The sequence below is a fragment of the Methylobacillus glycogenes JCM 2850 genome, from assembly GCF_000617925.1.
In the GTDB taxonomy this organism is placed as follows: Bacteria; Pseudomonadota; Gammaproteobacteria; order Burkholderiales; family Methylophilaceae; genus Methylobacillus; species Methylobacillus glycogenes.
Map to the genome: position 1 here is coordinate 444,441 of NZ_BAMT01000001.1, position 24,409 is coordinate 468,849.

Annotated in this window: 23 protein-coding genes and 4 pseudogenes; 16 read left to right on the plus strand and 11 right to left on the minus strand. The window is 52.6% G+C overall.

From position 1 onward, the window contains the following. The first annotated feature begins 164 nt into the window (after positions 1 to 164). Entirely contained in the window at positions 165 to 1,589 is a 1,425-nt protein-coding gene (locus JCM2850_RS02080) for a DUF6056 family protein (RefSeq protein WP_148301169.1), read from the plus strand. A gap of 101 nt (positions 1,590 to 1,690) precedes the next feature. Here JCM2850_RS02080 and JCM2850_RS02090 read toward each other — a convergent pair whose 3' ends face one another. Then, positions 1,691 to 2,311, minus strand: a complete 621-nt coding sequence (locus JCM2850_RS02090; RefSeq protein ID WP_025869602.1) for a phosphoadenosine phosphosulfate reductase domain-containing protein — start codon at positions 2,309 to 2,311, stop codon at positions 1,691 to 1,693. Positions 2,312 to 2,601: 290 nt separating this feature from the next. On the opposite strand from JCM2850_RS02090, the gene JCM2850_RS22240 reads away from it, so the two are divergent. The 4 genes and pseudogenes from JCM2850_RS22240 (at position 2,602) to fabV (ending at position 6,463) form a co-directional block, all read left to right on the plus strand. Next, a complete protein-coding gene (locus tag JCM2850_RS22240) occupies positions 2,602 to 2,829 on the plus strand; it encodes a hypothetical protein (protein ID WP_234406029.1) in 228 nt (75 codons plus the stop codon). After that, complete coding sequence (locus tag JCM2850_RS16465) at positions 2,826 to 3,797, plus strand: class I SAM-dependent methyltransferase (RefSeq protein ID WP_234406030.1); 972 nt, start codon at positions 2,826 to 2,828, stop codon at positions 3,795 to 3,797. The genes JCM2850_RS22240 and JCM2850_RS16465 overlap by 4 nt, the downstream gene beginning before the upstream one ends. 84 nt (positions 3,798 to 3,881) lie before the next feature. Continuing rightward, positions 3,882 to 5,065, plus strand: a pseudogene (locus JCM2850_RS16470) (multidrug effflux MFS transporter). A 199-nt stretch (positions 5,066 to 5,264) separates the two neighbouring features. Then, a pseudogene (fabV, locus tag JCM2850_RS16475) lies at positions 5,265 to 6,463 on the plus strand (enoyl-ACP reductase FabV). 115 nt (positions 6,464 to 6,578) lie between these two features. On the opposite strand, the gene JCM2850_RS21715 reads toward fabV, so the two are convergent. After that, entirely contained in the window at positions 6,579 to 6,752 is a 174-nt protein-coding gene (locus tag JCM2850_RS21715; RefSeq protein WP_199898227.1) for a hypothetical protein, read from the minus strand. Between the two features lie 306 nt (positions 6,753 to 7,058). Between JCM2850_RS21715 and JCM2850_RS02115 the strand changes: the two genes are divergently transcribed. The 3 genes from JCM2850_RS02115 (at position 7,059) to JCM2850_RS21720 (ending at position 8,559) form a co-directional block, all read left to right on the plus strand. Next, positions 7,059 to 7,334 (plus strand): hypothetical protein, encoded by a 276-nt coding sequence (locus tag JCM2850_RS02115; RefSeq protein WP_025869603.1) that lies wholly within the window; start codon positions 7,059 to 7,061, stop codon positions 7,332 to 7,334. Positions 7,335 to 7,417: 83 nt separating this feature from the next. Continuing rightward, complete coding sequence (locus JCM2850_RS16480) at positions 7,418 to 8,311, plus strand: catalase family protein (RefSeq protein WP_199898228.1); 894 nt, start codon at positions 7,418 to 7,420, stop codon at positions 8,309 to 8,311. A gap of 2 nt (positions 8,312 to 8,313) precedes the next feature. Further along, the gene (locus JCM2850_RS21720) at positions 8,314 to 8,559 is read left to right on the plus strand and encodes a hypothetical protein (RefSeq protein WP_199898229.1); all 246 of its coding nucleotides are present in this window, start codon (positions 8,314 to 8,316) and stop codon (positions 8,557 to 8,559) included. Positions 8,560 to 8,651: 92 nt separating this feature from the next. Here JCM2850_RS21720 and JCM2850_RS02125 read toward each other — a convergent pair whose 3' ends face one another. Next, the gene (locus tag JCM2850_RS02125; protein ID WP_025869604.1) at positions 8,652 to 9,749 is read right to left on the minus strand and encodes an NADH:flavin oxidoreductase/NADH oxidase; all 1,098 of its coding nucleotides are present in this window, start codon (positions 9,747 to 9,749) and stop codon (positions 8,652 to 8,654) included. A 242-nt stretch (positions 9,750 to 9,991) separates the two neighbouring features. On the opposite strand from JCM2850_RS02125, the gene JCM2850_RS23700 reads away from it, so the two are divergent. Next, on the plus strand, positions 9,992 to 10,522 hold the full coding sequence (locus JCM2850_RS23700) for a LysR family transcriptional regulator (protein ID WP_369384795.1): 531 nt from the start codon (positions 9,992 to 9,994) through the stop codon (positions 10,520 to 10,522). Next, positions 10,465 to 10,908 (plus strand): substrate binding domain-containing protein, encoded by a 444-nt coding sequence (locus tag JCM2850_RS23705; RefSeq protein WP_369384797.1) that lies wholly within the window; start codon positions 10,465 to 10,467, stop codon positions 10,906 to 10,908. Before JCM2850_RS23700 ends, JCM2850_RS23705 begins: the two co-directional genes overlap by 58 nt. Before the next feature lie 6 nt (positions 10,909 to 10,914). On the opposite strand, the gene JCM2850_RS02135 is transcribed toward JCM2850_RS23705, so the two are convergent. After that, positions 10,915 to 12,141, minus strand: a complete 1,227-nt coding sequence (locus JCM2850_RS02135) for a multidrug effflux MFS transporter (RefSeq protein ID WP_148301170.1) — start codon at positions 12,139 to 12,141, stop codon at positions 10,915 to 10,917. 271 nt (positions 12,142 to 12,412) lie between these two features. On the opposite strand from JCM2850_RS02135, the gene JCM2850_RS02140 reads away from it, so the two are divergent. Beyond that, entirely contained in the window at positions 12,413 to 12,805 is a 393-nt protein-coding gene (locus JCM2850_RS02140; protein ID WP_025869606.1) for a hypothetical protein, read from the plus strand. A 246-nt stretch (positions 12,806 to 13,051) separates the two neighbouring features. Next, the gene (locus tag JCM2850_RS02150; protein ID WP_025869607.1) at positions 13,052 to 13,447 is read left to right on the plus strand and encodes a hypothetical protein; all 396 of its coding nucleotides are present in this window, start codon (positions 13,052 to 13,054) and stop codon (positions 13,445 to 13,447) included. A gap of 200 nt (positions 13,448 to 13,647) precedes the next feature. Here the strand turns inward: JCM2850_RS02150 and fdxA are convergent, their stop codons facing one another. From fdxA to JCM2850_RS02180, 6 genes and pseudogenes are all read right to left on the minus strand, one after another. Next, positions 13,648 to 13,971: a ferredoxin FdxA gene (gene fdxA / locus JCM2850_RS02155; RefSeq protein WP_025869608.1), complete on the minus strand. Its 324-nt coding sequence runs from the start codon at positions 13,969 to 13,971 to the stop codon at positions 13,648 to 13,650. Between the two features lie 125 nt (positions 13,972 to 14,096). Next, complete coding sequence (cysN, locus tag JCM2850_RS02160; protein ID WP_025869609.1) at positions 14,097 to 15,413, minus strand: sulfate adenylyltransferase subunit CysN; 1,317 nt, start codon at positions 15,411 to 15,413, stop codon at positions 14,097 to 14,099. A gap of 108 nt (positions 15,414 to 15,521) precedes the next feature. Further along, a complete protein-coding gene (cysD, locus tag JCM2850_RS02165; RefSeq protein ID WP_025869610.1) occupies positions 15,522 to 16,457 on the minus strand; it encodes a sulfate adenylyltransferase subunit CysD in 936 nt (311 codons plus the stop codon). 128 nt (positions 16,458 to 16,585) lie between these two features. Continuing rightward, positions 16,586 to 17,206, minus strand: a complete 621-nt coding sequence (locus JCM2850_RS02170) for a DUF934 domain-containing protein (RefSeq protein ID WP_025869611.1) — start codon at positions 17,204 to 17,206, stop codon at positions 16,586 to 16,588. Then, positions 17,199 to 18,874, minus strand: a pseudogene (locus JCM2850_RS16490) (nitrite/sulfite reductase). The gene JCM2850_RS02170 and the pseudogene JCM2850_RS16490 overlap by 8 nt, the downstream one beginning before the upstream one ends. Before the next feature lie 10 nt (positions 18,875 to 18,884). Continuing rightward, positions 18,885 to 19,682 carry a sulfite exporter TauE/SafE family protein gene (locus JCM2850_RS02180; RefSeq protein ID WP_025869612.1) on the minus strand — a complete coding sequence of 266 codons (798 nt, stop codon included), beginning with the start codon at positions 19,680 to 19,682 and terminating at the stop codon, positions 18,885 to 18,887. A gap of 163 nt (positions 19,683 to 19,845) precedes the next feature. Between JCM2850_RS02180 and JCM2850_RS02185 the strand changes: the two genes are divergently transcribed. The 4 genes and pseudogenes from JCM2850_RS02185 to JCM2850_RS02200 all read left to right on the plus strand — a co-directional run bounded on the left by JCM2850_RS02185 (position 19,846) and on the right by JCM2850_RS02200 (position 23,471). Further along, the gene (locus JCM2850_RS02185) at positions 19,846 to 20,778 is read left to right on the plus strand and encodes a CysB family HTH-type transcriptional regulator (protein ID WP_025869613.1); all 933 of its coding nucleotides are present in this window, start codon (positions 19,846 to 19,848) and stop codon (positions 20,776 to 20,778) included. A gap of 6 nt (positions 20,779 to 20,784) precedes the next feature. Further along, complete coding sequence (locus tag JCM2850_RS02190; RefSeq protein ID WP_025869614.1) at positions 20,785 to 21,291, plus strand: DUF302 domain-containing protein; 507 nt, start codon at positions 20,785 to 20,787, stop codon at positions 21,289 to 21,291. Between the two features lie 34 nt (positions 21,292 to 21,325). Beyond that, positions 21,326 to 22,821 (plus strand): annotated as a pseudogene (locus JCM2850_RS16495) (helicase HerA-like domain-containing protein). Positions 22,822 to 22,910: 89 nt separating this feature from the next. Then, complete coding sequence (locus JCM2850_RS02200; RefSeq protein ID WP_025869615.1) at positions 22,911 to 23,471, plus strand: IMPACT family protein; 561 nt, start codon at positions 22,911 to 22,913, stop codon at positions 23,469 to 23,471. A gap of 90 nt (positions 23,472 to 23,561) precedes the next feature. Here the strand turns inward: JCM2850_RS02200 and JCM2850_RS02205 are convergent, their stop codons facing one another. Then, the gene (locus JCM2850_RS02205; protein WP_025869616.1) at positions 23,562 to 24,224 is read right to left on the minus strand and encodes a YiaD family glycine zipper/OmpA-like lipoprotein; all 663 of its coding nucleotides are present in this window, start codon (positions 24,222 to 24,224) and stop codon (positions 23,562 to 23,564) included. Between the last annotated feature and the right edge of the window lie 185 nt (positions 24,225 to 24,409).

Genomic DNA, 24,409 nt, shown 5'->3' on the forward strand with positions numbered 1-24,409 from the left:
CAGGTTTAAATAACTGCTAGGTTTAAATAATGTAAAGATGCGGTCATTGCGTGGCCGCATCAACCTGCCAATAGATTTAATTGCTGCAATATATTGTTGTAAAAAACAGCAGCGTTGGCTGGCGGATTGCGTAATAGAAATATCGATATGACTAGGGGAGCGTATTGAATACTACTGCCACTTCATACCCAACACTTCTGGAGAATGTTCGCCAGGCGATGATACTTTCATCGCGCAGTACCTTGGCGATTCTGGGCGTGCTGTACTTTGCCTGGCTAATCTGGAACCTCTGGTATTCCATACCTTCAGTAGATGATTTCTGTTATGGCTATGGCGGCCATCTTCACGGAATATTGGGTAATGTAGCTGTCATATATCAGGAATGGAGCGGTCGCTATCTTGCAACATTCTTCATTTCACTATTTGCGCATTCTGAGCAGATATTACTGCATTACTATTACCTCGTCCCCTTAAGTATTTTACTGTTCAATCTCTACGCTCTCAGGTCTTTCCTGCAAGCGCTTTCTGAAAATAGTGTCATTGTTTTGCTAGGCATGTTCGCCTTGCTCATGAGCTTTTTTCAGGTGCGCCAATCTTTATATTGGTTGTCTGGGGGTGCTACTTATGGGCTTGCCTGTGGCATATTCCTGCTGTTGATGGCAGAAGAGTTCAAGGTATTTTCAGCTAAGGTGCCATTGACGAAAGCTCGGGCCATTGCCATCACCCTGGGCTCGCTTTTACTTGCAGGGTGCAATGAAGGCGCTGCACTCGGGCATCTGGCACTGATGGGGCCACTGACGCTGCTGCATTATTATCACAGCAAGCAAAAGCACATTTTCTGGTTATTGCTGGGGGCATTGTTCGGCGTATTGCTCTCCAGCATGGCGCCCGGAAACTTTGTGCGATTATCAGGCATGCATGAGCACATGGGGATATTGAATGCGGCTTGGGGCGCGCTGGTATTAATAGGAAAAAGATATCTTCTGGCGCTGATCATATTTGTGCTGCTGCTCAACATCTTAATGCGCTTATTCCCAGCACGTAGCATTAAAACGTCAATTTCTGCGCCGCATATCATCGCGTTTACCGTGTGTATGTTTTTTGCATTGTGGGCAGGAACATTTGTCAGAGTGTATGTCATGGGGGATTTAGGCCCCAGCCGCACCAGAACTCAGGATTTTATGTTGGTGATCATGATGGCATATTGTATCGTCAGCTACTTTAATGCCAGGCGTGTCACAGGGCAGAGCACCCAGCCATTTATTGCTCCGGCCCAAGCTTTCGGCATGTTGATGGTCATCATGTTTTCTACCTGGTTATTGAGCGCTTTCAACTTACATCCTTACCAATCATGGAGTCAATTAATCACCACCACCAGAAGTAGTGCAGACCTGCATCAATTTATGAGCCAGCGTTTTGATCTAGCACTTAGTTCAAAAGGCCACAGTCTGGAAGTGCCTGCCTATCCAGAAAAAAACCTCATGCCTATCACTTACTTCAGTGACATTACCGCGGATGAAATGCATTGGGAGAATATTTGTTTTTCTAACTACTTTGGGCTGAAAAGCATCATTAAAAAACCCCAGTGATTAGCGCAAAAACACAGCCATACTGTGCTGCTGCGTCATGAGGCTACACAAAAAAATAGCCCCATTATCAAATGGGGCTGGGCTAGCATGGCTGATATCACTTAGTGGGAAAGGTGCAAACCGCATTCACGGTTTTCTTCACCTTTGGTTGGGTCCACATAATCAAAGTTGTTAGGCAGATTGTGCGCTGTCAGATACTGATACAGATCTTTGGAACTCCAGTGCAGCAGTGGCGCTACCTTGATCAAGCCATCGGGATTGATACTGACAGGTTCCATTTGCGCACGTACCGCAGTATCGGTGGCGCGCAGGGCGGTAAACCAGACCTCGGGCGCAGTCTCGCGCAGGGCGCGGGCAAACGGCTCCAGCTTCACCTCTTCGGTGAAAGCGGCATGCCTGGGGTCATCCAGGCCAGGCACCTGACCGTCTATGGCTTCACGGTGCGCGCGTGAGCGCTTGGGCAGATAAATCTGCAAGTTGAGTTTGAGCTGCTCGCTAACCTCATTGGCAAAGCGGTAGGTGGCTTCGGTATTGTAGCCATTGTCCATCCAGATCACCGGTGTATCAGGCTGAATACGCGTGACCATATGCAGAATCACTGCCTCGAAAGGGCGGAAATTGGTGGTACAAATCGCTTTCTTGTTCAGGCTCAAAGCCCATTCCACGATTTTTTCCGCATTGTGGCCTAGTTCGGCGTTGATTTCGGCAAGATTTAATTGCATTGCATACTCCAGATGGCCTGCGTGTGAGGTGGGCAGAGGTTTTAAGATATAGAAGGTTATTGTAACAAATGGCAGCGCTTGCCAGTATTTCAAGAGGTAGGTGCTGGGGGCAGACTGCTAATAGCTGCAAGCCAGGGCTTTTGCAGCAGGGTTGGATGGCTTATTGTTTTGCTTAAGCGGGAGTAAGCCTGGCTGGCCTGCAAGGCCTGTGCTTAGTCCTGAGTTGATGATTTGATGATAAATACCCTGCGTGCAGAGATTTGCCTGTGCAGGGGCCAGTCGGAGGCCGCATGATTACCGCCTTACTAAAAAGCAGAATCGCTAGCAGCATTGCGGGTTTACCCATAGCCGTGAGCCTGAATGACAGCTTGCTGGCAGGGCATCCGCAAGCCAAGGTAGAGTTGCGCGCGCACAAGGCCAGCACCTTGGCGACCTTGGCCAAGCCCACCCTAGGTAGTTTGGCGCGCGCCTATGTGGAAGGGGATTTGGACATCATAGCTCAGCGCCAGATATCATGAGCCTGGGCCAGGCCTATTGCGCCACCGATGCCAGCGCCGAGGCGGAAAACCGCATACAGTGGCGCTTCTGGCAGCATAATCTGCGGCGCTCACGCCGAGATATTCACTACCACTACGATGTATCCAATGAGTTCTATGCCTTGTGGCTGGATAGCCAGCGCATCTACTCCTGCGCCTACTACGCCGATGGCGATGAAACTCTGGAGCATGCCCAGCAGAAAAAGCTGGCGCATATCTGCCGCAAGCTCAGGCTTAAAGCTGGCGAGCGTTTTCTCGATATAGGTTGCGGCTGGGGCGGGCTGGTGTTTTACGCGGTGGAACATTTTGACGTTAAAGCCGTAGGCATTACCCTCTCGGAAAACCAGTACCAGCATGTACAGCAGGTGATACAAGCGCGCGGCTGGCAGGATAGGCTGGAAGTGCGCCTGATGGATTACCGCACACTGTCTGCCAGCGAAACATTCGACAAAATTGCCAGTGTGGGCATGTTTGAACACGTGGGCCGCCGTCACCTGCGTGAGTATTTCGACAAAATCTACAGCCTACTCAAGCCAGGTGGGCTGGTGCTCAACCATGGGATTACCCCGGTGGCGGTCAAGAGCAGCGGCCTAGGCAATGGCATTTCCGAATTCATAGACGACTACGTTTTCCCTGGTGGTGAGCTCAACCATATTTCCAAAGTGCTGGCGGAATTATCTTCTTCCGGGCTGGAGCCGCTGGATGCAGAAAATCTGCGCCCACACTATGGCCGCACCCTGTGGGATTGGGTGAGCAGGCTGGAGTTTTATGCTGATCAGGCCATAGCACTGATAGGGGAGCGTAGATACCGTATCTGGCGTATTTATATGGCAGGTTCGGCCTATGCTTTTGATCACAACTGGCTGGCCCTGTTTCAGGTGTTGGCAGGCAAGCCAGATGCGCAGGGCAAGCTGGATTATCCATATAACCGTAGCTATGTTTACGCTTAATCTATATGCTTGCCGATTGCTTTGCTTACAGTCAACCCTTAATAACAACACATAAAACATCAGCCTACATCACTCTAAATCCCTATGAGCAATTCCCGTTTAACTGTGGGCGTGCTGGCTGGCCTGACCGCGCTGGCTCCGCTCGCTATTGATACCTATCTGCCAGCCTTTCCTGCCATGGAAATGGACTTGCACACCAGCACCGCCCATGTGCAGCAAAGCCTGACTTTTTATCTCTTGCCTTATGCGCTGATGACCTTGTTTCATGGTGCTATCAGCGATGCGATAGGGCGCTTGACCACCATACGCTGGGGTTTATCGCTCTTTATCCTGGCTTCCATAGGCTGTGCGCTGGCGCCCAATATCGAAACCTTGTGGGCTTGCCGCGTGCTGCAAGGGCTTTCTGCCGGGGCGGGCAATGTCGTGGCGCGGGCATGGTGCGTGATTTGTATCAGGGTATACAAGCACAAAAAGTCATGGCGACCGTACAAATGCTGTTTGCCGTTGCCCCGGCTGTAGCGCCCATATTGGGTGGCTGGTTGCTGGGTATACACTGGCAGGCCATTTTTATATTCCTGGCGCTTTACGGCATGGTGATTGCCTGGGCGGCGCAGCATTATTTGCCAGAAACAATGCCGCTGACGGCGCGCACTCCGTTGAATGCACGCAGTGTATTGCGCAATTACCAACAGCTATTTGCCCACCGTGAGTTTGGTCTGCTGGTATTCGGCATAGGTGCCAATTTTTCAGCCTTCTTTCTTTATGTACTCGCTAGCCCTGTGTATCTGATTCAGCATCTGGGTTTAAGCTCGCAGCAGTTTGCCTGGATGTTTGTACCCACGGTTTGCGGCACTGTGTTTGGCTCCTGGCTGGCTAGGCGTGCCGCCGGGCGTTATGCCCCTTCAGAGCTGCTCAGGCGCGCCTATTTCTGGATGCTGCTGATGACCCTGATTAACGTAGTGGTGAGCGCCTTACCGCTGATACACCCTGCGCTCAATATCGCCCCGGTAGCTTTGTTCAATATGGGCATGGCGGCAGCCGTGCCAGTGATGTCCCTGGCGGCGCTGGATTGCCACCCCAAGATACGTGGCACCGCAGCCTCTGGCCAGGCTTTTATGCAAATGCTGTTTTCCACGCTATCGGCAGGGCTGTTGGTGCCGCTGACCTGGCACCACCCGCTGTGGCTGGCATTGGTGATGCTGGGTTATTTGCTGCTGGGCTGGTTGAGTGTCAGCCGTACTCAGCTTTATAAAAACCAATTTTTATAAAACTTGTAGTTTTTAAATAAATACATCGCGCAAAATCAATTGGCAGCATTTAACGCCAATAAGCTGGGACTGGTCAGGCGAGAATGGCCCGGATTTTCTCGCGCCAGCCGCCAGCCGCCTTTATAATACGCACTTTGCCCGGCCAGCCTGGCCGGGAAACAGCGGCCTAGTCCCGCGTCCAGACTTCTGAGAGGACTCCATGATCATCAAACCCCGTGTGCGCGGCTTTATCTGCGTCACTGCTCACCCCGCTGGCTGTGCTGCCAATGTGCAGCAGCAAATTGATTACGTTAAGGCCCAAGGCCCCATTGCCAACGGCCCCAAGCGCGTACTGGTGATAGGTGCTTCCACAGGCTATGGCCTGGCTGCCCGCATCAGCGCAGCCGTTGGCAGTGGAGCTTCCACCGTGGGCGTGTTCCTGGAGCGCGCAGGCGAGGCGAGCAAGCCTGCTTCAGCAGGTTGGTACAACTCTGCCGCCTTCCACCAGTTTGCTGAGGCTGAAGGTCTATATGCCAGCAGTATCAATGGTGATGCCTTCTCTGATGCCGTTAAACAGCAAACCATAGACACCATCAAGCGTGATCTGGGTCAGGTGGACCTGGTGGTGTACAGCCTGGCTTCACCACGCCGTACCCACCCCAAGACTGGTCATGTCTATAACTCCACGCTCAAGCCTATAGGCAAAACCCTGCATCAACGCGGCCTGGATACCGACAAAGAAGTGATCAAGGACAATGTGATTGAGCCTGCCAGTGATGAAGAAATTGCCAATACAGTTGCCGTCATGGGCGGTGAAGATTGGCAAATGTGGATAGAAGCACTGGATGAGGCGGGTGTGCTGGCTGAAGGTGCCAAGACCACGGCCTTTACTTATCTGGGTGAGAAAATCACCCATGATATTTACTGGAACGGCACCATAGGCGCCGCGAAGAAAGATCTGGATCAACGCGTGCTGACCATACGTGAGCGCTTGGCCGCCAAGGGTGGTGATGCGCGCGTGGCCGTACTCAAGGCTTGGTAACCCAAGCCAGCTCGGCGATTCCCATGATGCCTTTGTATCTCTCGCTGCTGTTCAAGGTTATGAAGCAGGCTGGAACCCACGAAGGGTGTATTGAACAGGTAGATGGACTTTACCGCGACAGCCTCTATAACGCCCAGCCTATCCTAGATGAAGAGGGCAGACTGCGGGCAGACTACAAAGAGCTGGCTCCGGAAGTGCAAACCCTGGTTGCTGCGCAGTGGGATCAAGTCACCAATGAAAACCTATACGACACTACCGACTTTGCTGGTTACAAGGCCGATTTCCTACGCCTGTTTGGCTTTGGCATAGAAGGGGTGGATTACGAGGCCGATGTTAATCCTGAGGTAGGTATCAAGCACATTGTGCAAGTTGCCTAACTCCCTGCAGTTAGTTCTGTAGTTAGTTTGATCCAATAGAAAAAGCCGCAGTCATGCGGCTTTTTCTTTGCCTATGCATCAGGTTTATTCTCACTGATGCACGAATGAATCCGCGTTAGCGGTTCTTGTGGCTTTGTTGACCAGCTTTGGATTGTTGAGAATGCTGATCCTGCTGGCTGCCGCGCTGATTAGCTCCGGCTGATTGTGGCTGGTTTTTATGGCTTTGACTGCCTGCCTTGACATGCTGCTCGTGAGAACCGCCTTGTTTCTGCTGATTGGTATTAGCCATCGTATTATCTCCTTTGGGTCCCTGAGCCAGACAATACGTTGCTGATTGTGTCACTGGTCTGGCTGCTGAGGATCATTGGTTGAAGCAACGTGAACCCACTTTATGCCTGCTCGTGGCACCCCTTCATCCGTCACTGACTGATTGCTGTGTCAGATTTTCCATACGGTATTCAATTGCGTTTGCTGTTCTCATCCCTATTAGTCATGCTTTCCGACAGCAAAATCCGACAGTGGCTTGTAGTCGCAAGATATCAATTACTTACATCATGACGGTTCGCGGGTTTACTTATCATGATGAGAGACTGCCATGCACACCAAACACACTGTTACCCCTACCTATTCAAGTTCTTCCATCAACGCGGAACCACTGCTGGTTCATCAATCCCAGCTCAGCAATATGCAATGGAAAGGCTTGCTCGAAGTGAGTGCCGCAGAGCGGGCAGGGCGCGAGGCGGTGATTGCCAATGGTATACGTGATTCGCTAGTAGAGCTGGAGTTAATTCTTCCAGACATGGAAAGACATCACCGTATTACCGAAAAAGCCAAAAGCCTATTGCAGCAGATACCTCTAGAAAGCCATTGAGCTAGATGGCCATGCAAGCTGGGCTAATCCACCGAATAAACCGCATTGAATGACCTAGGCATTTCAACCTTCAGGGAAATTGCATGAGCATACACAGCAGCGCAGCATCACTAAAAAATAACCCTGTACTGTTCCATCCTGGCGTGGAGCAAGCCGCTGAAGATGAAGCAGAAACCATACAGGGCTTGATCGCGGCACTCAGGCAGATCAGCGAAACCACAGCAGAGGATTATCATCATGGTTTACGCAGTGTGCATGCCAAATCGCATGGTTTGGTAAAAGGTGAGCTCTGCATTGCAGATAATTTGCCTGAGCCTCTGGCGCAGGGCTTGTTCAGCCGGGCGGCCACATATCCGGTGGTGCTGCGATTTTCTACCAGCCCGGGAGATTTGCTCAGTGATCGTGTTTCAACACCGCGAGGCTTGGCCATCAAGGTGTTGAATGTGACTGGCGAGCTGCTGCCAGATCGCACAGATCATCTCAGCAGCCAGGATTTTCTTATGGTGGATGGTCCGGCTTTTCTCGCGCCTGACCCCAAGTCATTTCTTGCCAGCCTGAAGCTGCTAGCGCTAACCACCAATAAGGCCGAGGGTTTCAAGCAGGCCTTATCTGCGGCATTGCGTGGCACTGAGCGTGCAATAGAAGCTATGGGCAGTGAGAGTGCCACGGTCAAAAGCCTGGGCGGGCATCCCATGCATCATTTGTTGGGTGAAACCTACTTCACGCAAGTGCCCATGCGTTACGGCAAATACATGGCCAAACTCAGCCTGGTGCCAGTGTCTGCGGAGTTGCTGGTGCTCAAGCAGCAGCCATTGGAGGAGCCGGAAAACCCTGATGCCATTCGTCAATCTGTGGTGAATTTCTTCAGCCAGCACAGCGCACGCTGGGAATTGCGCGTGCAACTCTGCACCAATCTCGAAAGCATGCCGATAGAAGATGCTTCTGTCGTTTGGTCGGAGGATGAAAGCCTTATCTGACGGTGGCGACCCTTGATATTGAGCCGCAACTGGCCTGGGATAATGAGACATCACAAGCGCTGGACGATAGTTTGCGCTTCAGCCCCTGGAATGCGCTGGAACAACATCAACCCCTGGGTGGTGTGATGCGCGTGAGGCGAGAAAGCTATCAATTTTCTGCATCATTCCGGCAGCAGGTGAATGGCTGCCCGTTTGCGCATAACGGCAATTCCACTTCAATCAATACTGCCGCAAACCCAGCGGATTAAACCCAGCTGATTAAACCTATAATTCACCAAGCAAAAGCCCGCAAATTGCGGGCTTTGGTGATCAGCTTGCTAAGGGTTATCGCCTAACCTCATTAATTAGGGCGGTATTTCTCCAGCCAATGCGCATAAGGCGCAGGCAACACCCAGCTTGGCTTTTCCTTTTTCAATTGCTGCGCCACAGCATAGGGCCAGTGCGGATTGGCCAGATGCGCTCTGCCCACCATCACCAAATCCATCTGCCCATCTTCAACCACCTGGTTAGCTGTCACTGGGTTATCTATGCCCCAGGAAGCGGCCACGGGTAATCCGGCTTCACGGCCAACACGTTCTGCGATAGGCGCCAGGAAAGGTGTGCCCCAGGGGATTTGCGTTTCGGCAATGGTGAAGCCTACGCTGACATTGAGCATATCCAGACCCAGGGCCTTGAGGTCTTGTACCAGGCGTATGGATTCGGCCAGGGTGGCTTCGTCCTTGCCATCGTATTCAATTACACCAAAACGTGCCGTCAGGGGCAGGTGCTCAGGCCAGACTTTGCGCACCGCGGCCAAGGTGTCACGCAGGAATTTGGAGCGGCCCTGGTAATCACCACCATATGCATCGGTTCTATGGTTGCTGTGTGCGGAGAAGAAGCTTTGCGCCAAATAACCATGAGCAAAGTGCAGCTCCAGCCATTCAAAGCCAGCCTGCAGGGCGCGGCGCGCAGCGGCAACAAAGGCTTCTTGCACGCGCGCGATATCTTCCAGGCTCATCTCGGTAGGCGTACGGTTCAAATGATGGCCGTAGGCAATGGCGGAGGGCGCAATTGGCTGCCAGCTACGTGGGTCTTCTGCAGGGATATGGTCATCACCTTCCCAAGGACGGTTGGCGCTGGCCTTGCGACCAGCATGGGCGATCTGAATGCCAGGCACGGCTCCTGCCGCCTTGATGGAAGTGGCTATCTTGCTCAAACCTTCGATTTGCCCATCTTCCCACAAACCTGTGCAGCCTGGGGTAATGCGGCCTTCCGGCAATACGCCTGTGGCTTCTACTATCACCAGCCCGGCACCGCCGCGTGCCAAGCCTGCGTAATGGTGTTGGTGCCAGTCTGTGGTATAGCCATTCTCGGCGCTGTACTGGCACATGGGCGGCACCGCAATACGGTTACGCAAGGTAACCGATTTCAGGGTGAAGGGGGTAAACAATGCAGTCATTGATGCAGCCTTTACTGATATTAATAAAATGATAAGAGCTGCTGGCGTCAAGCTGGCAGCAGCCCTGGAATCCGGTTGGTTTATCTCAAGCTAGCATGATGGCTGGCTAGTAAACCCAGGCTGTACTATATTCATAACGCATAAAACAATAAACTAGCTGAAAATCACAATACTTGTTACATCAAGTAATAAGTTGGCTAATCAATAAATGCGGTCACATAGGCATTTTGCAAGGGGTTTTTATGCGTAGTTTTGAATCGGTCAAACTCAATAGCATAGAGTTATTCTGCAAGGCAGCTGAGCTGGGCAGTTTCAGCGCGGCGGCTGAGCAGCTAGGGCTGACCCCGGCCTCGGTCAGCCGTTCTATCGCGCGTATGGAAGAGCGCTTGGGCGTGCGGCTGTTTACCCGCAGCACGCGCAATGTGCGCCTCACTTCTGAGGGCAACTGCTATTGGCAAGAATGCCAGCGTGCGCTGGAGCAGATCGCCGAGGCGGAGCGGGCGATTACCGGCAATCAGAAAATCCCCAGCGGCGTATTACGCATTACCGTAGGCACGCTGTACGCCAATTATCGCTTGCTGCCCTTGCTCCCCAGTTTTCAGGCAGCCTATCCACAGATCGAGCTGGAAGTCAGCCTGAGCAGTCGCAATGTGGATTTTGCCGATGAAGGCTTTGATCTGGCGATACGCTGGGTGAGCCGCCTGATTCAAGATTGGTGGCCCATAAGCTGGAAGATGCCAGTGTGGGGGTATTTGCTGCCCCGGCTTATTTAGCACAACATGGGGAACCCAAGACCCTGGCCGAGCTACAGCAACATGATTGCCTGGAGTTTATTTTGCCCAGCACAGGTAAACCCATGCCCTGGTTATTCAAGGACGCGCAAGGCAAAGCCATAGAGCAATTGATACGTGGGCGTATGCGTGTGCTGGATGATGCCCAGGGCTGTATCAGCTGGGGCAGGGCTGGCGGTGGTATCTTCCAGACCTACCATTTCATTGCCAATGAGATGCTGCAAAAAGGGGAGTTGGTAGAAATTTTACAGCCTTATGCTGGGCGCTCTCGGGTGTTTCATATTCTTTATCCGCAGAACAGGCATTTGTCGGCCAGGGTCAGGCGCTTTGTGGATTTTATGACCAACCAATGCCAGCATCGGGAGTGACCATGTTCAGCCTGACTTGCGCTGATATACCCGATAGATTGTCCAGCACAACAGGTTGAGTAAAAACATGGCAAGCATGGCCATGGCATAACGTAAGCCACTGCCCAGCACCAGAGGCACCACCAAGGCCGAAAGCAGCACAAAAACCAGCATCTGGATAAATGCCTGTATCGAGGCGGCAGTGCCGCGCTTTTCCGGAAATAAATCCAGTGCCAACACCATGACACCTGGAATGAGGAAAGTCAGCCCCAAGGTATACACCAGAACTGGCAGTACTTGCAGCACTGGCCAGCTTGGCCAATGTGAGTCTGCGCTTATCAAAAACTGGTACAGCAGGTTGAAGCAGGCGGCTAGCCCCATCAGCACGAAGCTAATGTTAATCAAACGGCCATTGCTCACTTTACCAGTCAGCCGGGTTACCAGTGCAGAGCCTGCCATCAGGCCAATCACAATAGGAATGAACAACCAGCCAAATTGCATGGCCGACAAGTGCAATACTCGAAACACAAAATCTGGAGCACCGCCGACGTAGATCAAGAAGCCGCCAAAACCTGCGGCAATACAGCCCGCCAGTGCCAAAAACCTGGGCTCACGTGCAATTGCGCCGTAATTGGCGAGCAGGGTGAGCAGCTGGAAAGGTTGGCGTTTGCTGGCAGGTAAACTCTCGTTCAGGCTGAACAGGCATACCAACAACAGCATCAAGCCCAAACCTGCCAAGAGATAAAAGCTCGATTGCCAGGGGAAAAACGCATGCAACAGGCCGCCAGCCAGTGGCGCAATCGCGGGTGCCAGCCCAAACAGCATAGTCACCTGGGCAATGATCTTCTGCGCGGCAACGCCGGAGAAGCGATCACGAATCATGGCCTGACCTACCACAGTGCCTGCACCGACAAATAACCCTAGCATGGCTCGGAACAGCAGCAGGCTGTTGTAATCCTGCACCCAGGCACAGGCCAGTGAGCTCAGCACAAATCCTGACAGCGTCCACACAATCACAGGTTTGCGTCCCCAACTATCCGAGAACGCCCCGTGGAATAGCATCATCAAGGTAGAGGTCAGCAAGTAGACGGTCAGGCTCAGCTGGGCCTGAGTTTGGCTGATGCTGAAATAGGCTTCCATGTCTGGAAAGAACGGAAAGTAGGTATCCGTGGTAAATGGCCCCAGCATGGCCAGTGCCGACAAGGTGAATAACAGCAGCAATGAAGCTGAAGCAGTAGGGGATTTTTCAGACACTGACAACCTTAGGACGAGTAGCGGCGGGCCATGATCATACCTGCTTGCGGAAAAGACTGCTGATGGCTTTTGGTTTCAAGTTGATAATTCATGTGTAACGACAAGAAATGTAAATAACACAATGAAATGATTGAGAGATTGAAAATTAAGACAAAGAAAAACCAATTTAAATAAGCAATTAATTAATTTATTTAACAATATATGATTGCTAATAAAAATATTTAATTGTAAAATTTGAGCATACTTGTCATTAATAGGAACTTGGCTTGTCATGAAAATCAATCTTCCCTTGTTGTTCATCATTGCCCTAGTGATAGGCCTGAGTATGATGGCTGGCCATGCACGCGCTGCAGTCAATCTAAGCGAAAGTTACCCCATGGTCTGTGATGCACCCTGGGTTTTGCAGGGTTTGCAACAATCCATAATCAAGGTCAACAACTTAGGCCCGGGTTTGCAATTCCAGTTTGACCACGTGCAGGAATACAAGCCGGGAAATCAGCAAAGCCAGAACGGCAAAATGTTTTGTATCACCTATCTCAAGCTGGTAGAAGCGCAAAGCCAGCGCATTACTGACAAAGTCAGACTGCGTTATCAGGTCAAACTCAGCAGTGATAAACCCAGTGCCGGGGCCGCCTACAATATTGAGTTTGAACCATTACGATAAGCTCGTCAGGCAACGCACTTTTCATCGACTTTCCTTGCATACCACCACGTTATCTGTGGTGGTATGACTTTTCTGCGGCATGCTCAGCAAAGCAGCATTGCTGGGAGCCTGGTATGAGGTATTCAACCCTCAGCCATGGTGGCGTAAGATGGTGCTTATAGGTGTGAGTGTTGAGCTGTTGCAGTTCAATGCGCACACTTTCCATTGCTAATTTTGCCAATGCATATTTTACTTCGGGAGGTCAGCATGATTCTCGACATTTTTCAGCGCAGCCAGGGCACTACACACTTGGCGCTGTTTTCTACTTATCCTCTGGAAGCCGAATTGGGCCATGGCGTGCGCCAGTTGCTGGCCCATCATCTAGATTCCCGGCGCTTTCTGCTGGAGTTTCGAACCAATAATAATTTGGCCGAGCAAGAGCAGGAGTTATTGCGCAAAAACGGTGTGCGTTTTTACGATGTGCGCCACCTAGAATCAGGCCGCATGCTGGTGTCTTTCAGGCCTGTGCGCGTGTTTGATGCTGAGCTGGAGCGCGCAAGACAGGAGATAGTGAAGGGCTTTCATCGTGCATTTCAGCCGCCCATGTTTGAGGTGATAGAGCGTAGCGGCAGCGATGGAACGATTGGGTTTACGCTGCGTTAGGCATCAGCTGAGGAATATTCGCGCAGTATCAAGCCGAGGGCAGGTTGAAGTTGTTGCGTATCATATTGCTAATCAGTTACAACAACAGGCCGAATAATGCAAAAACCGCTTTGCAGCGGTTTTTTTATAGCAGGTGGGGCTGAGGATGCAATCTACGCTTGTGCGCAGTATGCATCCTATCTGGCTAAATCAGCGGGCGATTACTCAACCAGCAGTTCGCGCTTGCCTGGGGCGCCGTTATTGGCATCGGCATCGGCCATAGGCGCTTTGCGCGCGGTGATGGCTGGCCAGATTTCTGCCAGGCGGGCGTTCAGGGCAATGAACTCCTGCTGATCTTCAGGAACGTCATCCTCAGAGAAAATCGCCTCGGCAGGGCACTCGGCCACGCACAAGGTGCAGTCGATACACTCGTCGGGGTTGATTGCCAGGAAGTTAGGGCCTTCCACAAAGCAATCCACCGGGCAAACATCGACGCAGTCGGTGTATTTACACTGGATGCAATTTTCAGTTACTACGTATGCCATTTATATTCCTCTAACAGGCTCTGCACTTAATTTGTGCAATAGTGAATTATAAGCGATATTAAATACAGAATTTATTGATTATATGAATATGCGATTTTGGTTTCACAGATGATCAGGTGCTGAATTTAAACAGCGGCCTGTATCATGCCAGCGCCCACGGTGTTGTTGCTGGCTTCATCAATAATGATGAAAGCCCCGGTTGCACGGTTGTTTTCATAGCGATCCACCATCAAGGGCTGGGCCAGCTTGAAGCTGATGCTGGCAATATCGTTCATGCCCAGGCTGCCTTCTGCGGCCAGTTGTTCTGTGGTGTTTACATCAATTTTGTAGGCAATCTCACCCACCTTGGCTTTGGTTTCACGTGTGGTATGACGAATGATGTAGGTACGTGCAGGCGAAAGCGCGGTTTCTGACAACCAGCACACCATAGCGTTGATTTGCTTGACCGGGCTTGGTGCCTCGTTCTTGCGTACTATCATGTCGCCACGCGAGATGTCGATTTCATCGGCCAGCAGCAGGGTCACCGATTGTTCGGTAATCGCTTGCTCCAGCTTGGCTTCACCTAATTGAATAGCTTTGACGCGCGAACTCAAGCCTGAGGGCAGGGCGGTCACTTCATCACCTACCTGGATATCGCCAGATTCCACACGACCCATAAAACCACGGAAATCGTGCAGTTCTGGATTGTCCGAAGCCTGCGGGCGGCAAACGAATTGCACCGGGAAGCGGAAAGGCTCTGCACGTTCAGAATGCGCAGCAGGGGCGGCTTCCAGCAGCTCCAGCATGGTCGGGCCTTGATACCAGGGCATGCTATCGCCACGGTCCACAATCATGTCGCCATTGAGCGCTGACATAGGTACAAAGGTGATGTCACGGCCACTGCGTTGCAGGTTGATCTGCTCGGCAAATTCCAAATAGCTAGCGCGTATGCGCTCGAATTCTGCTTGTGAGTAATCGACCAGATCCATTTTGTTGATGGCCACAACGATATGCGGAATGCCTACCAGTTGCGCCAGGTAGGAGTGCCTACGGGTCTGGGTCAATACGCCTTTGCGTGCATCAATCAGAATAATCGCCAGGTTGGCGGTGGAAGCAGCCGTCACCATATTGCGTGTGTACTGCTCATGGCCAGGGGCATCGGCAATGATGTATTTGCGCGTGCCAGTGCTGAAGTAGCGGTAGGCTACATCAATGGTGATGCCTTGCTCGCGCTCGGCTTGCAGGCCATCGGTCAGCAAGGAGAGATCCACGGCTTCCAGGCCGCGCTTCTTGGAAGTGCGTTCTATCTGGGTCAGGGTATCTGCCAGAATGGTCTTGGTGTCGTAAAGCAGGCGACCAATCAATGTGCTCTTGCCATCATCAACACTACCGCAGGTCATGAAGCGCAACAGGCTGTCATTGTGAGCTGGAGTCTGCACTGCAAGGTTTTCAATTTGGGACATCTGGGTACTCTTATAAATCGTCACTGTTAAGCTGCTACTCGGTGTAGGCCAGCCATCGTTTGCGAGCTATATGGGTTATTACTCACCCATATTCAGGAGCCGTCAGGCCTAGAAGTAGCCTTCCTTCTTACGCTGCTCCATAGAGGCGTCAGAAGTCTGGTCATCCAGGCGGGTAGCACCACGCTCAGTGATGGTGGTGGTCGCGGTTTCCAGCACGATCTTGCTCAGGGTGTCAGCATCGCTGGGCACAGGGGCTGTGCAGGTGATATCACCCACGGTGCGGAAGCGCACCAGCTGGCTTTCCACGGTTTCGCCTGCCTTGGGCTGGTTGATGATTTCACCATTGGCCAGCGGCACGTTAACCGGGAAGATGGCACCGTTACGCAGGACGACATCGCGGTTGTGCGCGAAGTAAATGCTGGGCAGACCCAGTTGTTCACGCTCTATATATTGCCAGACATCCATTTCCGTCCAGTTGGAAATCGGGAAGGCGCGTATGTTTTCGCCCTTGTGGCTGCGGGCATTGTAGAGGTTCCACAATTCTGGACGCTGGTTCTTGGGGTCCCATTGGCCGAACTCATCACGGAAGCTCATGATGCGCTCTTTGGCGCGCGCCTTTTCTTCATCGCGGCGGGCACCGCCTATGCAGCAATCAAAACCAAACTCTTCAATCGCCTCAAGCAAGGTCACGGACTGGTGCTTGTTACGCGACTCATCGGCCGACTTCAGCACCACGCTGCCGCGCTTGATGGAATCTTCAACCGAACGCACGATCAGGCGCTCTCCCAGTTCTGCAGCACGTTGGTCACGGAAGTTAATGACTTCCTGGTAATTGTGGCCAGTATCGATGTGCATCAGCGGGAAAGGGAAGCGACCAGGGCGGAAGGCTTTTTCTGCCAGGCGCAAAATGCACAGCGAATCCTTGCCACCCGAGAACAGTAACACCGGGTTGGCGCACTGGCCTGCAACCTCGCGCAGGATGTGGATAGCTTCAGCTTCCAACCAGTCAAGGTGGGAGAGGGGTTGTTGGTTCAGAGTGGTCATATTGATTTTTGTCCTGAATTTGTTGCTGGTTTTCAGCTCACATTTCCAGTCAGTATTCCTAAAACGAAAAGCAATCTCGCACGGCACAGCTTGGGTGGTTGCTGGCCGCAATCATTTTTTTCCAACCTCTAGTGTGGGGCGGTACGGTTAACGCGACGCCATACGGGTTGATTATTATCTACTGCACCTTGGTAAGGCTGGGTGAAATCACCCAGGCTCGCCAAAGCATCTTGTGCCGAACGATCGCCGCGAATCAAATAGCTGTTGAAGCCGCAGCGCTTGAGGAAGAACAATTGGTCACGCAGTACATCGCCAAACGCACGTAGATCATTTTTATAGTGGTAGCGCGTGCGCAGCAGATTGCCTATGGAGAAAATCCGGCCATCGGCAAAACGCTCAACGTGCACAGCAATCAGCGGCAGGCTGTTGATATCGGCTACGGAAGCTGCCAGGGTTTCCAGCAACTCGTGTGTATCCAGCCAAACGCCCACTTCACCTGCGGCATGGCGCGCGGCAAGTTCAGGCTGACGTGCTACCCAAACCGATAGCGGGACCAGGATTTTTCCGCTGGCTGGAATTTCGGTGTTGGCAATCTGCTCAGGCGTGGTGGAGGCTTCGCCAGTCAGCTTGAACAGCACAACCTTACCCGCTTGTTTTTTGACGACTTCTTCACCCGCAGGCAAGCTCACCAGGGTCCATTCGTCTTCGACGATAGCCTGATTGAGGATCAAATTAGATGACTTAGGCATGTGCAACCTCTTTTTTCTTTTCGCCATAGACATGTGTCTTGAACGGCGCTACGCCTATGCGACGTACCGTGTCGATGAAGCGCTCTTCAGCAGTACGCTCACGCACATAAACATCAATCAGTTTCTGTACCACGCCTGGCATTTCATCTGCAGCAAATGAAGGGCCCAGTACGGTGCCCAGGTTGGCATCATTACCTTGCTTGCCACCCAGGGTAACCTGGTACCACTCGGAACCGTCCTTATCAACGCCGAGTACGCCAATATGGCCCACATGGTGGTGACCGCATGCGTTCATGCAACCTGAGATGTTAAGTTCCAGATCGCCGATGTCATAGAGGTAATCCATATCATCAAACTGCATCTGAATAGCTTCTGCAATCGGGATGCTTTTGGCATTGGCCAGCGAGCAAAAATCGCCGCCTGGGCAGCAAATAATGTCGGTCAGCAGGCCAATATTGGCGGTTGCCAGGCCATTGGCCTTGGCTTTTTCCCATAGCGCATAAAGATCAGTGATCTTGACGTCAGCCAGAATCAGATTCTGCTCATGCGCGACGCGTAGCTCGCCAAAGCTGTATTCGTCGGCAAAATCAGCCACGGTGTGCATTTGTTCAGTGCTGGCATCACCCGGTGCTTGACCATGGGTCTTGAGCGAGAGGGTAACGGCACGGTAGCCCGGCTGCTGGTGCTTGTGCACATTACGGCGTACCCATGCGGCAAACGCTGGGTTGCTGGCAACTGCACTGTCAAAACCAGCGTCATGGTCGGGCAGGGTGTCGTACGGCATTTTGGTGAAATGCTGTGCAACACGGTCTAGCTCGGCCTTGGTGATGGTGTTGGGGCTGTCCTTGAGGTGTTGCCACTCTTCTTCAACCTGACGCGCAAACTCTTCCACGCCCAGGGCTTTTACCAAGATCTTGATACGGGCCTTGTAGGCGTTGTCGCGACGACCATGCAGGTTGTAAACGCGGATCACGGCTTCGCAATAGGTCAGCACATGTTGCCATTCCAGATGCTCACGCACCACGGAACCCAGAATAGGAGTGCGGCCTAGACCGCCGCCTACCCAAACGCGGATGGCGATTTTCTGTTGATCGTCATGGTAAAACTCCAGACCGATATCGTGGGCCTGGATAATGGCTCTATCTTCCTTGGTGCCGGAAACCGCAATCTTGAACTTGCGGGGCAGCAGGGCAAACTCAGGGTGGAAGGTACTCCACTGACGAATGATTTCGGCGATGGCGCGTGGATCAATCACTTCATCCGGCGCAACCCCAGCAAACTGGTCGGCGGTGATATTGCGTATGCAATTGCCGGAGGTTTGAATGGCGTGCATTTGCACGGTAGCAACTCAGCCAGAATGTCCGGCACATCTTCCAGCTTGGGCCAGTTGAGTTGCAGGTTTTGACGTGTGCTGAAATGGCCATAGCTACGGTCATAACGCTTCGCGATATCACCCAGCTTACGCAACTGCTTTGATGACAGCATGCCGTAAGGCACAGCGATACGCAGCATGGGGGCGTGACGCTGGATGTACAGGCCATTTTGCAGGCGCAGCGGGCGGAATTCTTCGTCGGTCAGTTCGCCGGCGAGAAAGCGGCGTGTCTGATCGCGGTACTGCTTGACGCGCTCATCCACGATAGCCTGGTCAATTTCGTCGTATTTATACATGAGCTCACTTTTATGCTAAAACAAATTTGAAACCAATCAGCAACAAGATCAGGGCCAGTATTGGACGCAATACCTTTTCCGGAATCTTGGCGCTGACATGGCTGCCTATCCAAATGCCTGGCAGGGAGCCTATCAGCAGGCTACCCAGCAAGGTGAAATCAATATGGCCCAAGGTCCAGTGACCTATGCCTGCCACTGCGGTGAGTGGAATGGCGTGGGCTAAATCGGTGCCTACCACTTTCAGCGTGCTCATCCTGGGGTAGAGCAGCAGAATTGCGATAGTGCCTAGCGCGCCTGCTCCAACCGAAGACAGGGTAACCAGAGCACCGAGTACGGCGCCGACCATGACGGTAGCCGCAATCTGTGTATTGCCATTGAATCGGCCAATACTGATGACATCATCTTCCACCGCAGCCACCTGCTTGCGCAGCAGAAAGCTACGGATCAGCAGGGCACAGGCTGTAAGAATCAGGGCGATACCTAATGCATAGGTAATCAGGCCTGTGGTGTCCTTGCCTACTGCGATCAAATGCTTGATCACATATATGGTAGCTATCGAGACCGGTAGGCTACCTGTCGCCATCAGTGCGACAACTTTCCAATCTACGGACTTGTGTGTACCGTGATGTACCCAGACCCCACCCGTTTTGGTGATGGCCGCAAATAACAGATCGGTGCCAACGGCTACCATGGGCTTAAAACCAAACAGGAAAACCAGTAACGGGGTCATCAATGAACCGCCGCCTACCCCAGTGATGCCGACGAGAAAACCAACGGCAAAGCCGGAGAGTATGTAGCCTATGTCCATGAAGTGATTGTTGTTTTCTTACTGGACATGCGTTTAAGGCGTGAACAGCTTAAAAAATATAGCCCGAAAAAGCCTTTTATTATAACAGGTTAAATAAATAAATTAATAGTATGTTATTCTATGCATATGTGATTTTGTTATAAAACAAAGGCCAAAAAGCATAATGAAAATACATCAGTTGCGATACGTTCGTGAGGTAGCTCGCCAGGGCTTGAGTGTTTCACTGGCCGCAGATGCTCTGCATACCTCACAGCCCGGGGTGAGCAAGCAGATACAACTACTTGAAGAAGAACTTAATCTTCAGATTTTCAAGCGTAACGGCAAGCGGCTGATCGGTATAACGGAACCAGGCAAAATTATACTAGACTTGGCTGAACGCGTCATGATGGAGATGGACAACATCAAGCGCGTGGGTGAGGAATTCACCCATGAAGACACTGGTGCCCTGACCATCGCCACTACCCACACCCAGGCACGTTATAGATTGCCAGCGGCGGTTAAATCCTTTATGGAGCGTTACCCTGGGGTCAAGCTGACCATACATCAGGGCAACCCCACCCAGGTGGCCGAGCAAGTGCGCCGGGGTGAAGCCGATATCGGCATTGCCACCGAGTCCATCAGCAGCTTCGAAGACTTGCTTTGCCTGCCTTGCTATCAATGGAATCGCTGCGTGGTCACACCACAAAATCACCCCTTGATGGACGGCAAGCCACTGACGCTGGAAAAGATTACCCGCTACCCGCTGATTACCTACGATTTTGCCTTTACTGGCGGCTCACTGGTGAGTCAGGTATTCGAGAAGGCGGGCTTGACCCCCAATGTGGTGCTGACTGCGATTGATGCCGATGTGATCAAGACTTATGTCAATCTGGGCTTGGGCGTCGGCTTGCTGGCGAATATGGCCTATGACCCTGCGCGCGATAGCCATCTGGCCATGCGCGATGTCAGCGATCTTTTCCCTGCCAGCACCACCTATATAGGCTTGCGCCGCGATGCTTATTTGCGTGGTTACGCCTATGCCTTTATTGAATTACTGGCCCCGCACTATGACCGCAAGGCAGTGGAGGCTGAATTGAAAAACGGCCCTGGTGAATAAGCTGCAATGAAGCCATTGCTGCGCACAGGCTTATGCTGGCTGTTGTTGATGCCATTGCTAGCCCAGGCCAGGGATGTGCCGCCCATGCCTGCCGTTAATAGCGAAAGTGGTTTGTATGAGGTAGAAGTCGAGCCTGGTGTCAGCTATGAGGATGTGATTGATAGCCTCAAGGTGGTGTCCGCCGGGGAGAATTTCGTCAACCCAGCCAATCTGCCCATAGGCGAGCATTTGCGGGAACGTGGTCAGATTCCCGAAGGGCCGTTGGAAGTGCGGGGTTTTTGCAATCTGGGCCTAGGTGCGGAAATCATGCTGGATCACCCCGAATTTGTCAGTTTTGCACCTTGCCGTATCGGCATCTACCAGCGCAAAGGCAAGCTCTACCTGGGACTGGCGCGGCCCACTTATGATTTACGCAGCATTCAGAACCCCACCCCGCGTGCGCGCAAGGCGGCGCAGCAGCTAGAAACCATTTTATTGCGCATTATGGACAAGGCCAGGCAGGGCGATATTTGACGTAGGCCATGATAGAACATAGCGAGAATCTCTGATGACCAATCCCATTCCCTTAGCAAAAAGCGCCGATTTTCTTTACCTCTTGCCCAAAATGGCCAACCGCCATGGCTTGATCTCCGGGGCCACAGGCACAGGCAAAACCGTCACCCTGCAAAGCATCGCCGAGAGCTTCTCGCGCATGGGGGTGCCAGTGTTTATGGCCGATGTGAAGGGCGATCTCAGCGGCATCAGCCTGCCAGGCGGCGGCAACGCCAAGGTGGAGGCCAGGGTGGCCCAGCTTGGGATAGAAGGTTTTACCTTGGCAGCTTGCCCGGTAACGCTATGGGATGTGTTTGGCAAGCAAGGTCACCCGGTACGCACCACCATCGCCGAGATGGGGCCATTGCTGTTGGGGCGCATGCTCAACCTCAACGAGGTGCAGTCTGGCGTGTTGACCGCTGTATTCAAGATTGCCGATGACAAGGGCTGGTTACTGCTGGACATGAAAGACCTGCGCGCCATGATTCAGCATGCGTCTGAACATGCAGGCGAATACAGCAGTGAGTACGGCAATATCTCCAGCGCCAGCGTAGGGGCCATCCAGCGTGCCTTGCTGCAGCTGGAGCATGAAGGTGCAGACCAGTTGTTTGGTGAGCCTGCGCTCAATCTGGATGACCTGATGCAAACCGATAGCAAGGGCTGGGGCGTGGTGAATATCCTGGCCGCCGATGCCTTGTATAACTCGCCACGGTATATGCGACGCTATTGTTGTGGTTGCTCTCCGAGTTGTTTGAAAAGCTGCCCGAGGTAGGCGATCTGGAAAAGCCCAAGCTGGCCTTCTTCTTTGATGAAGCGCACTTGTTGTTCAATGATGCGCCCAAGAGCCTGATGGACAAGATAGAACAAGTAGTGCGCCTGATACGCTCCAAGGGTGTGGGCGTGTATTTTGTCAGCCAGAACCCGCTGGATATCCCCGATGTAGTGTTGGGCCAGCTGGGTAATCGTGTGCAACACGCTTTGCGTGCTTTTACGCCACGAGATCAGAAGGCCGTCAGAGCGGCAGCGGAAACCTTCCGTGCCAACCCTGCAGTCAAGGTTAGCGAGGTGATTACCGAGCTGGGGGTAGGGGAGGCGCTGGTATCTTTCCTTGATGAGCAAGGCAGGCCTACCCCGGTAGAGCGCGCTTTCATCTGCCCGCCAGGCAGCCGCATAGGGCCACTTAATGCGCAAGAGCGTGAGCAGTTGATCAAGTCTTCCATCGTTTACGGCCATTACGAGAACAGCGTAGATCGTGAATCAGCGTACGAGATTCTCAAGGGTAGAGCGGCCGAAGCACCCGAGCAGGCGGCTGAAGAAGGCGGCTTTGATTGGGGTGATCTGTTTGGTGGCGGCAAGTCAGAACCCGCGCGCAAGACTGGTGGGCGTCAGCCGCAAGGTGTGCTGGAAACTGCAGCCAAGAGCGCGGCACGCGCGATAGGTTCTGAATTAGGCAGGCAAATATTGCGTGGCGTGCTGGGTTCCATACTCGGTGGCGGCAAGCGTGGTAAATAGGCGTGCTAAGTAGGTGACAGCGCATGACGATGCACCATGGTCATGTTGATACACAAGGTTTATAGATAGTTACAGCAGGTTATTCAGCAGTGCAGATCATTACTCAATCCGGTCAGGCAGAACAGACCATCACCAAATCCCGTTTTGTCGCCAGTGCAGACTATTGCAGCGACGAGCGTGCCGTGGCCATGGCTTTGCGCCGCCTGGCCAGCGCCCATCAATCCGCGCATCATCTGGCTTACGCCTATAGGGTTAAAACGTCACAAGGCATAGTGCAGCGTTTCAGCGATGCTGGTGAGCCTTCAGGGACTGCAGGCAAGCCAGTGTTGCAGATGTTGGAAGGGCGTGATCTCATCAACGTTTGTGTGGGGGTGATACGTTACTACGGTGGCGTTAACCTTGGCACTGGCGGCCTGGCCCGCGCTTATGGCGGCACAGCCAAGCTGGCCTTGGACAATGCACGCTTTGGTGATTTTGTGGAAATGCAAACCATGCGTTTCACGCTGGATTACAAACGCCTGGATCAACTGACGCGCGACCTGGCGCGCATGAATGGTGAAATTCTTGACAAGGCTTTTGGTGAACATGTCACAGTGCTGGCTTCTGTGCCTGCACATGAGGTGGCGAATTTGCAGCAGAAGTATGCTTGAGGCTGAAAGCTGATGTACCTTTGATGCCAAAGTTGAAAACAAAAAAGCCAGCGTAAGCTGGCTTTTTGCTAGTGCTTGTAACAGCGTTATTTACTGCGGAGTTGCAGGCTCTGGCTCAGCGACAAAGATCTCTACACGGCGATTCTTGGCGCGATTGGCAGCGGTGTCATTGGCCACCAGTGGTTCATGTGAGCCACGACCATTCACGGTGAAACGACTTGCAGCCACGCCGCGCCCGGTGAGGTAATCACGGGTATTGCTGGCGCGGTTCAGAGAAAGCGGGTTGTTGATGGCATCACTACCTGTATTGTCAGTGTGGCCAGTAATCGTTACTAGAGTGCGTGGGTTGCTATTGAGTGTGGAAGCAAAGCTATCAAGCACAGTACGGAAGTTAGGCTGGATATCAGCCTTGCCTGAGGCAAAGGAGATATCGCTGGGGATAGCCAGCTTAAGGCGATTATCTTCGGTCTGGGAAACTTGTACCCCTGTGCCCTCAGTAGCTTGTTCCATCTGGCGCTTCTGTTCTTCCATGCGCTTGGACCAGATATTGCCTGCAATGGCACCTGCGCCAGCACCTACTGCAGCGCCAATCGCTGCACCCTTACCCTTGCCCGCAATGGCGCCTATGACGGCGCCGGTGCCCGCACCTATGGCCGCACCCTTGGTCGTGCCTTTTTGGGTTTCTGACATATTGGCGCAGCCGCTAACGGCCAGGGCCATGACCAATGCGCTTACTGTGAGTTTGGCTTTCATAGAGTTTCCTTTTTTGCTTTTGGTAATGAGGAGTAAGGCAAGTAGATTGGCTGGAAGTTCTGCGCCCAGTGAGTCCAGGTGACTATCCAGGCCAGAAGCCAACTCTTCATGCTCACTCTGGTACAACTGCCAGCAGGATGATGGCATAAAAAAGCCCGCCTGGGAGCAGGCGGGCTTTTCAGTAT

Excerpts from the sequence above, each read along its gene's own strand:
- JCM2850_RS02090 (WP_025869602.1), bottom strand. The coding sequence starts at position 2,311 with ATGCAATTAAATCTTGCCGAAATCAACGCCGAACTAGGCCACAATGCG.
- JCM2850_RS22240 (WP_234406029.1), top strand. The coding sequence starts at position 2,602 with ATGATTACCGCCTTACTAAAAAGCAGAATCGCTAGCAGCATTGCGGGT.
- JCM2850_RS16465 (WP_234406030.1), top strand. The coding sequence starts at position 2,826 with ATGAGCCTGGGCCAGGCCTATTGCGCCACCGATGCCAGCGCCGAGGCG.
- JCM2850_RS21715 (WP_199898227.1), bottom strand. The coding sequence starts at position 6,752 with ATGGCTAATACCAATCAGCAGAAACAAGGCGGTTCTCACGAGCAGCAT.
- JCM2850_RS02115 (WP_025869603.1), top strand. The coding sequence starts at position 7,059 with ATGCACACCAAACACACTGTTACCCCTACCTATTCAAGTTCTTCCATC.
- JCM2850_RS16480 (WP_199898228.1), top strand. The coding sequence starts at position 7,418 with ATGAGCATACACAGCAGCGCAGCATCACTAAAAAATAACCCTGTACTG.
- JCM2850_RS02125 (WP_025869604.1), bottom strand. The coding sequence starts at position 9,749 with ATGACTGCATTGTTTACCCCCTTCACCCTGAAATCGGTTACCTTGCGT.
- JCM2850_RS23700 (WP_369384795.1), top strand. The coding sequence starts at position 9,992 with ATGCGTAGTTTTGAATCGGTCAAACTCAATAGCATAGAGTTATTCTGC.
- JCM2850_RS02140 (WP_025869606.1), top strand. The coding sequence starts at position 12,413 with ATGAAAATCAATCTTCCCTTGTTGTTCATCATTGCCCTAGTGATAGGC.
- JCM2850_RS02150 (WP_025869607.1), top strand. The coding sequence starts at position 13,052 with ATGATTCTCGACATTTTTCAGCGCAGCCAGGGCACTACACACTTGGCG.
- fdxA (WP_025869608.1), bottom strand. The coding sequence starts at position 13,971 with ATGGCATACGTAGTAACTGAAAATTGCATCCAGTGTAAATACACCGAC.
- cysN (WP_025869609.1), bottom strand. The coding sequence starts at position 15,413 with ATGTCCCAAATTGAAAACCTTGCAGTGCAGACTCCAGCTCACAATGAC.
- cysD (WP_025869610.1), bottom strand. The coding sequence starts at position 16,457 with ATGACCACTCTGAACCAACAACCCCTCTCCCACCTTGACTGGTTGGAA.
- JCM2850_RS02170 (WP_025869611.1), bottom strand. The coding sequence starts at position 17,206 with ATGCCTAAGTCATCTAATTTGATCCTCAATCAGGCTATCGTCGAAGAC.
- JCM2850_RS02180 (WP_025869612.1), bottom strand. The coding sequence starts at position 19,682 with ATGGACATAGGCTACATACTCTCCGGCTTTGCCGTTGGTTTTCTCGTC.
- JCM2850_RS02185 (WP_025869613.1), top strand. The coding sequence starts at position 19,846 with ATGAAAATACATCAGTTGCGATACGTTCGTGAGGTAGCTCGCCAGGGC.
- JCM2850_RS02190 (WP_025869614.1), top strand. The coding sequence starts at position 20,785 with ATGAAGCCATTGCTGCGCACAGGCTTATGCTGGCTGTTGTTGATGCCA.
- JCM2850_RS02205 (WP_025869616.1), bottom strand. The coding sequence starts at position 24,224 with ATGAAAGCCAAACTCACAGTAAGCGCATTGGTCATGGCCCTGGCCGTT.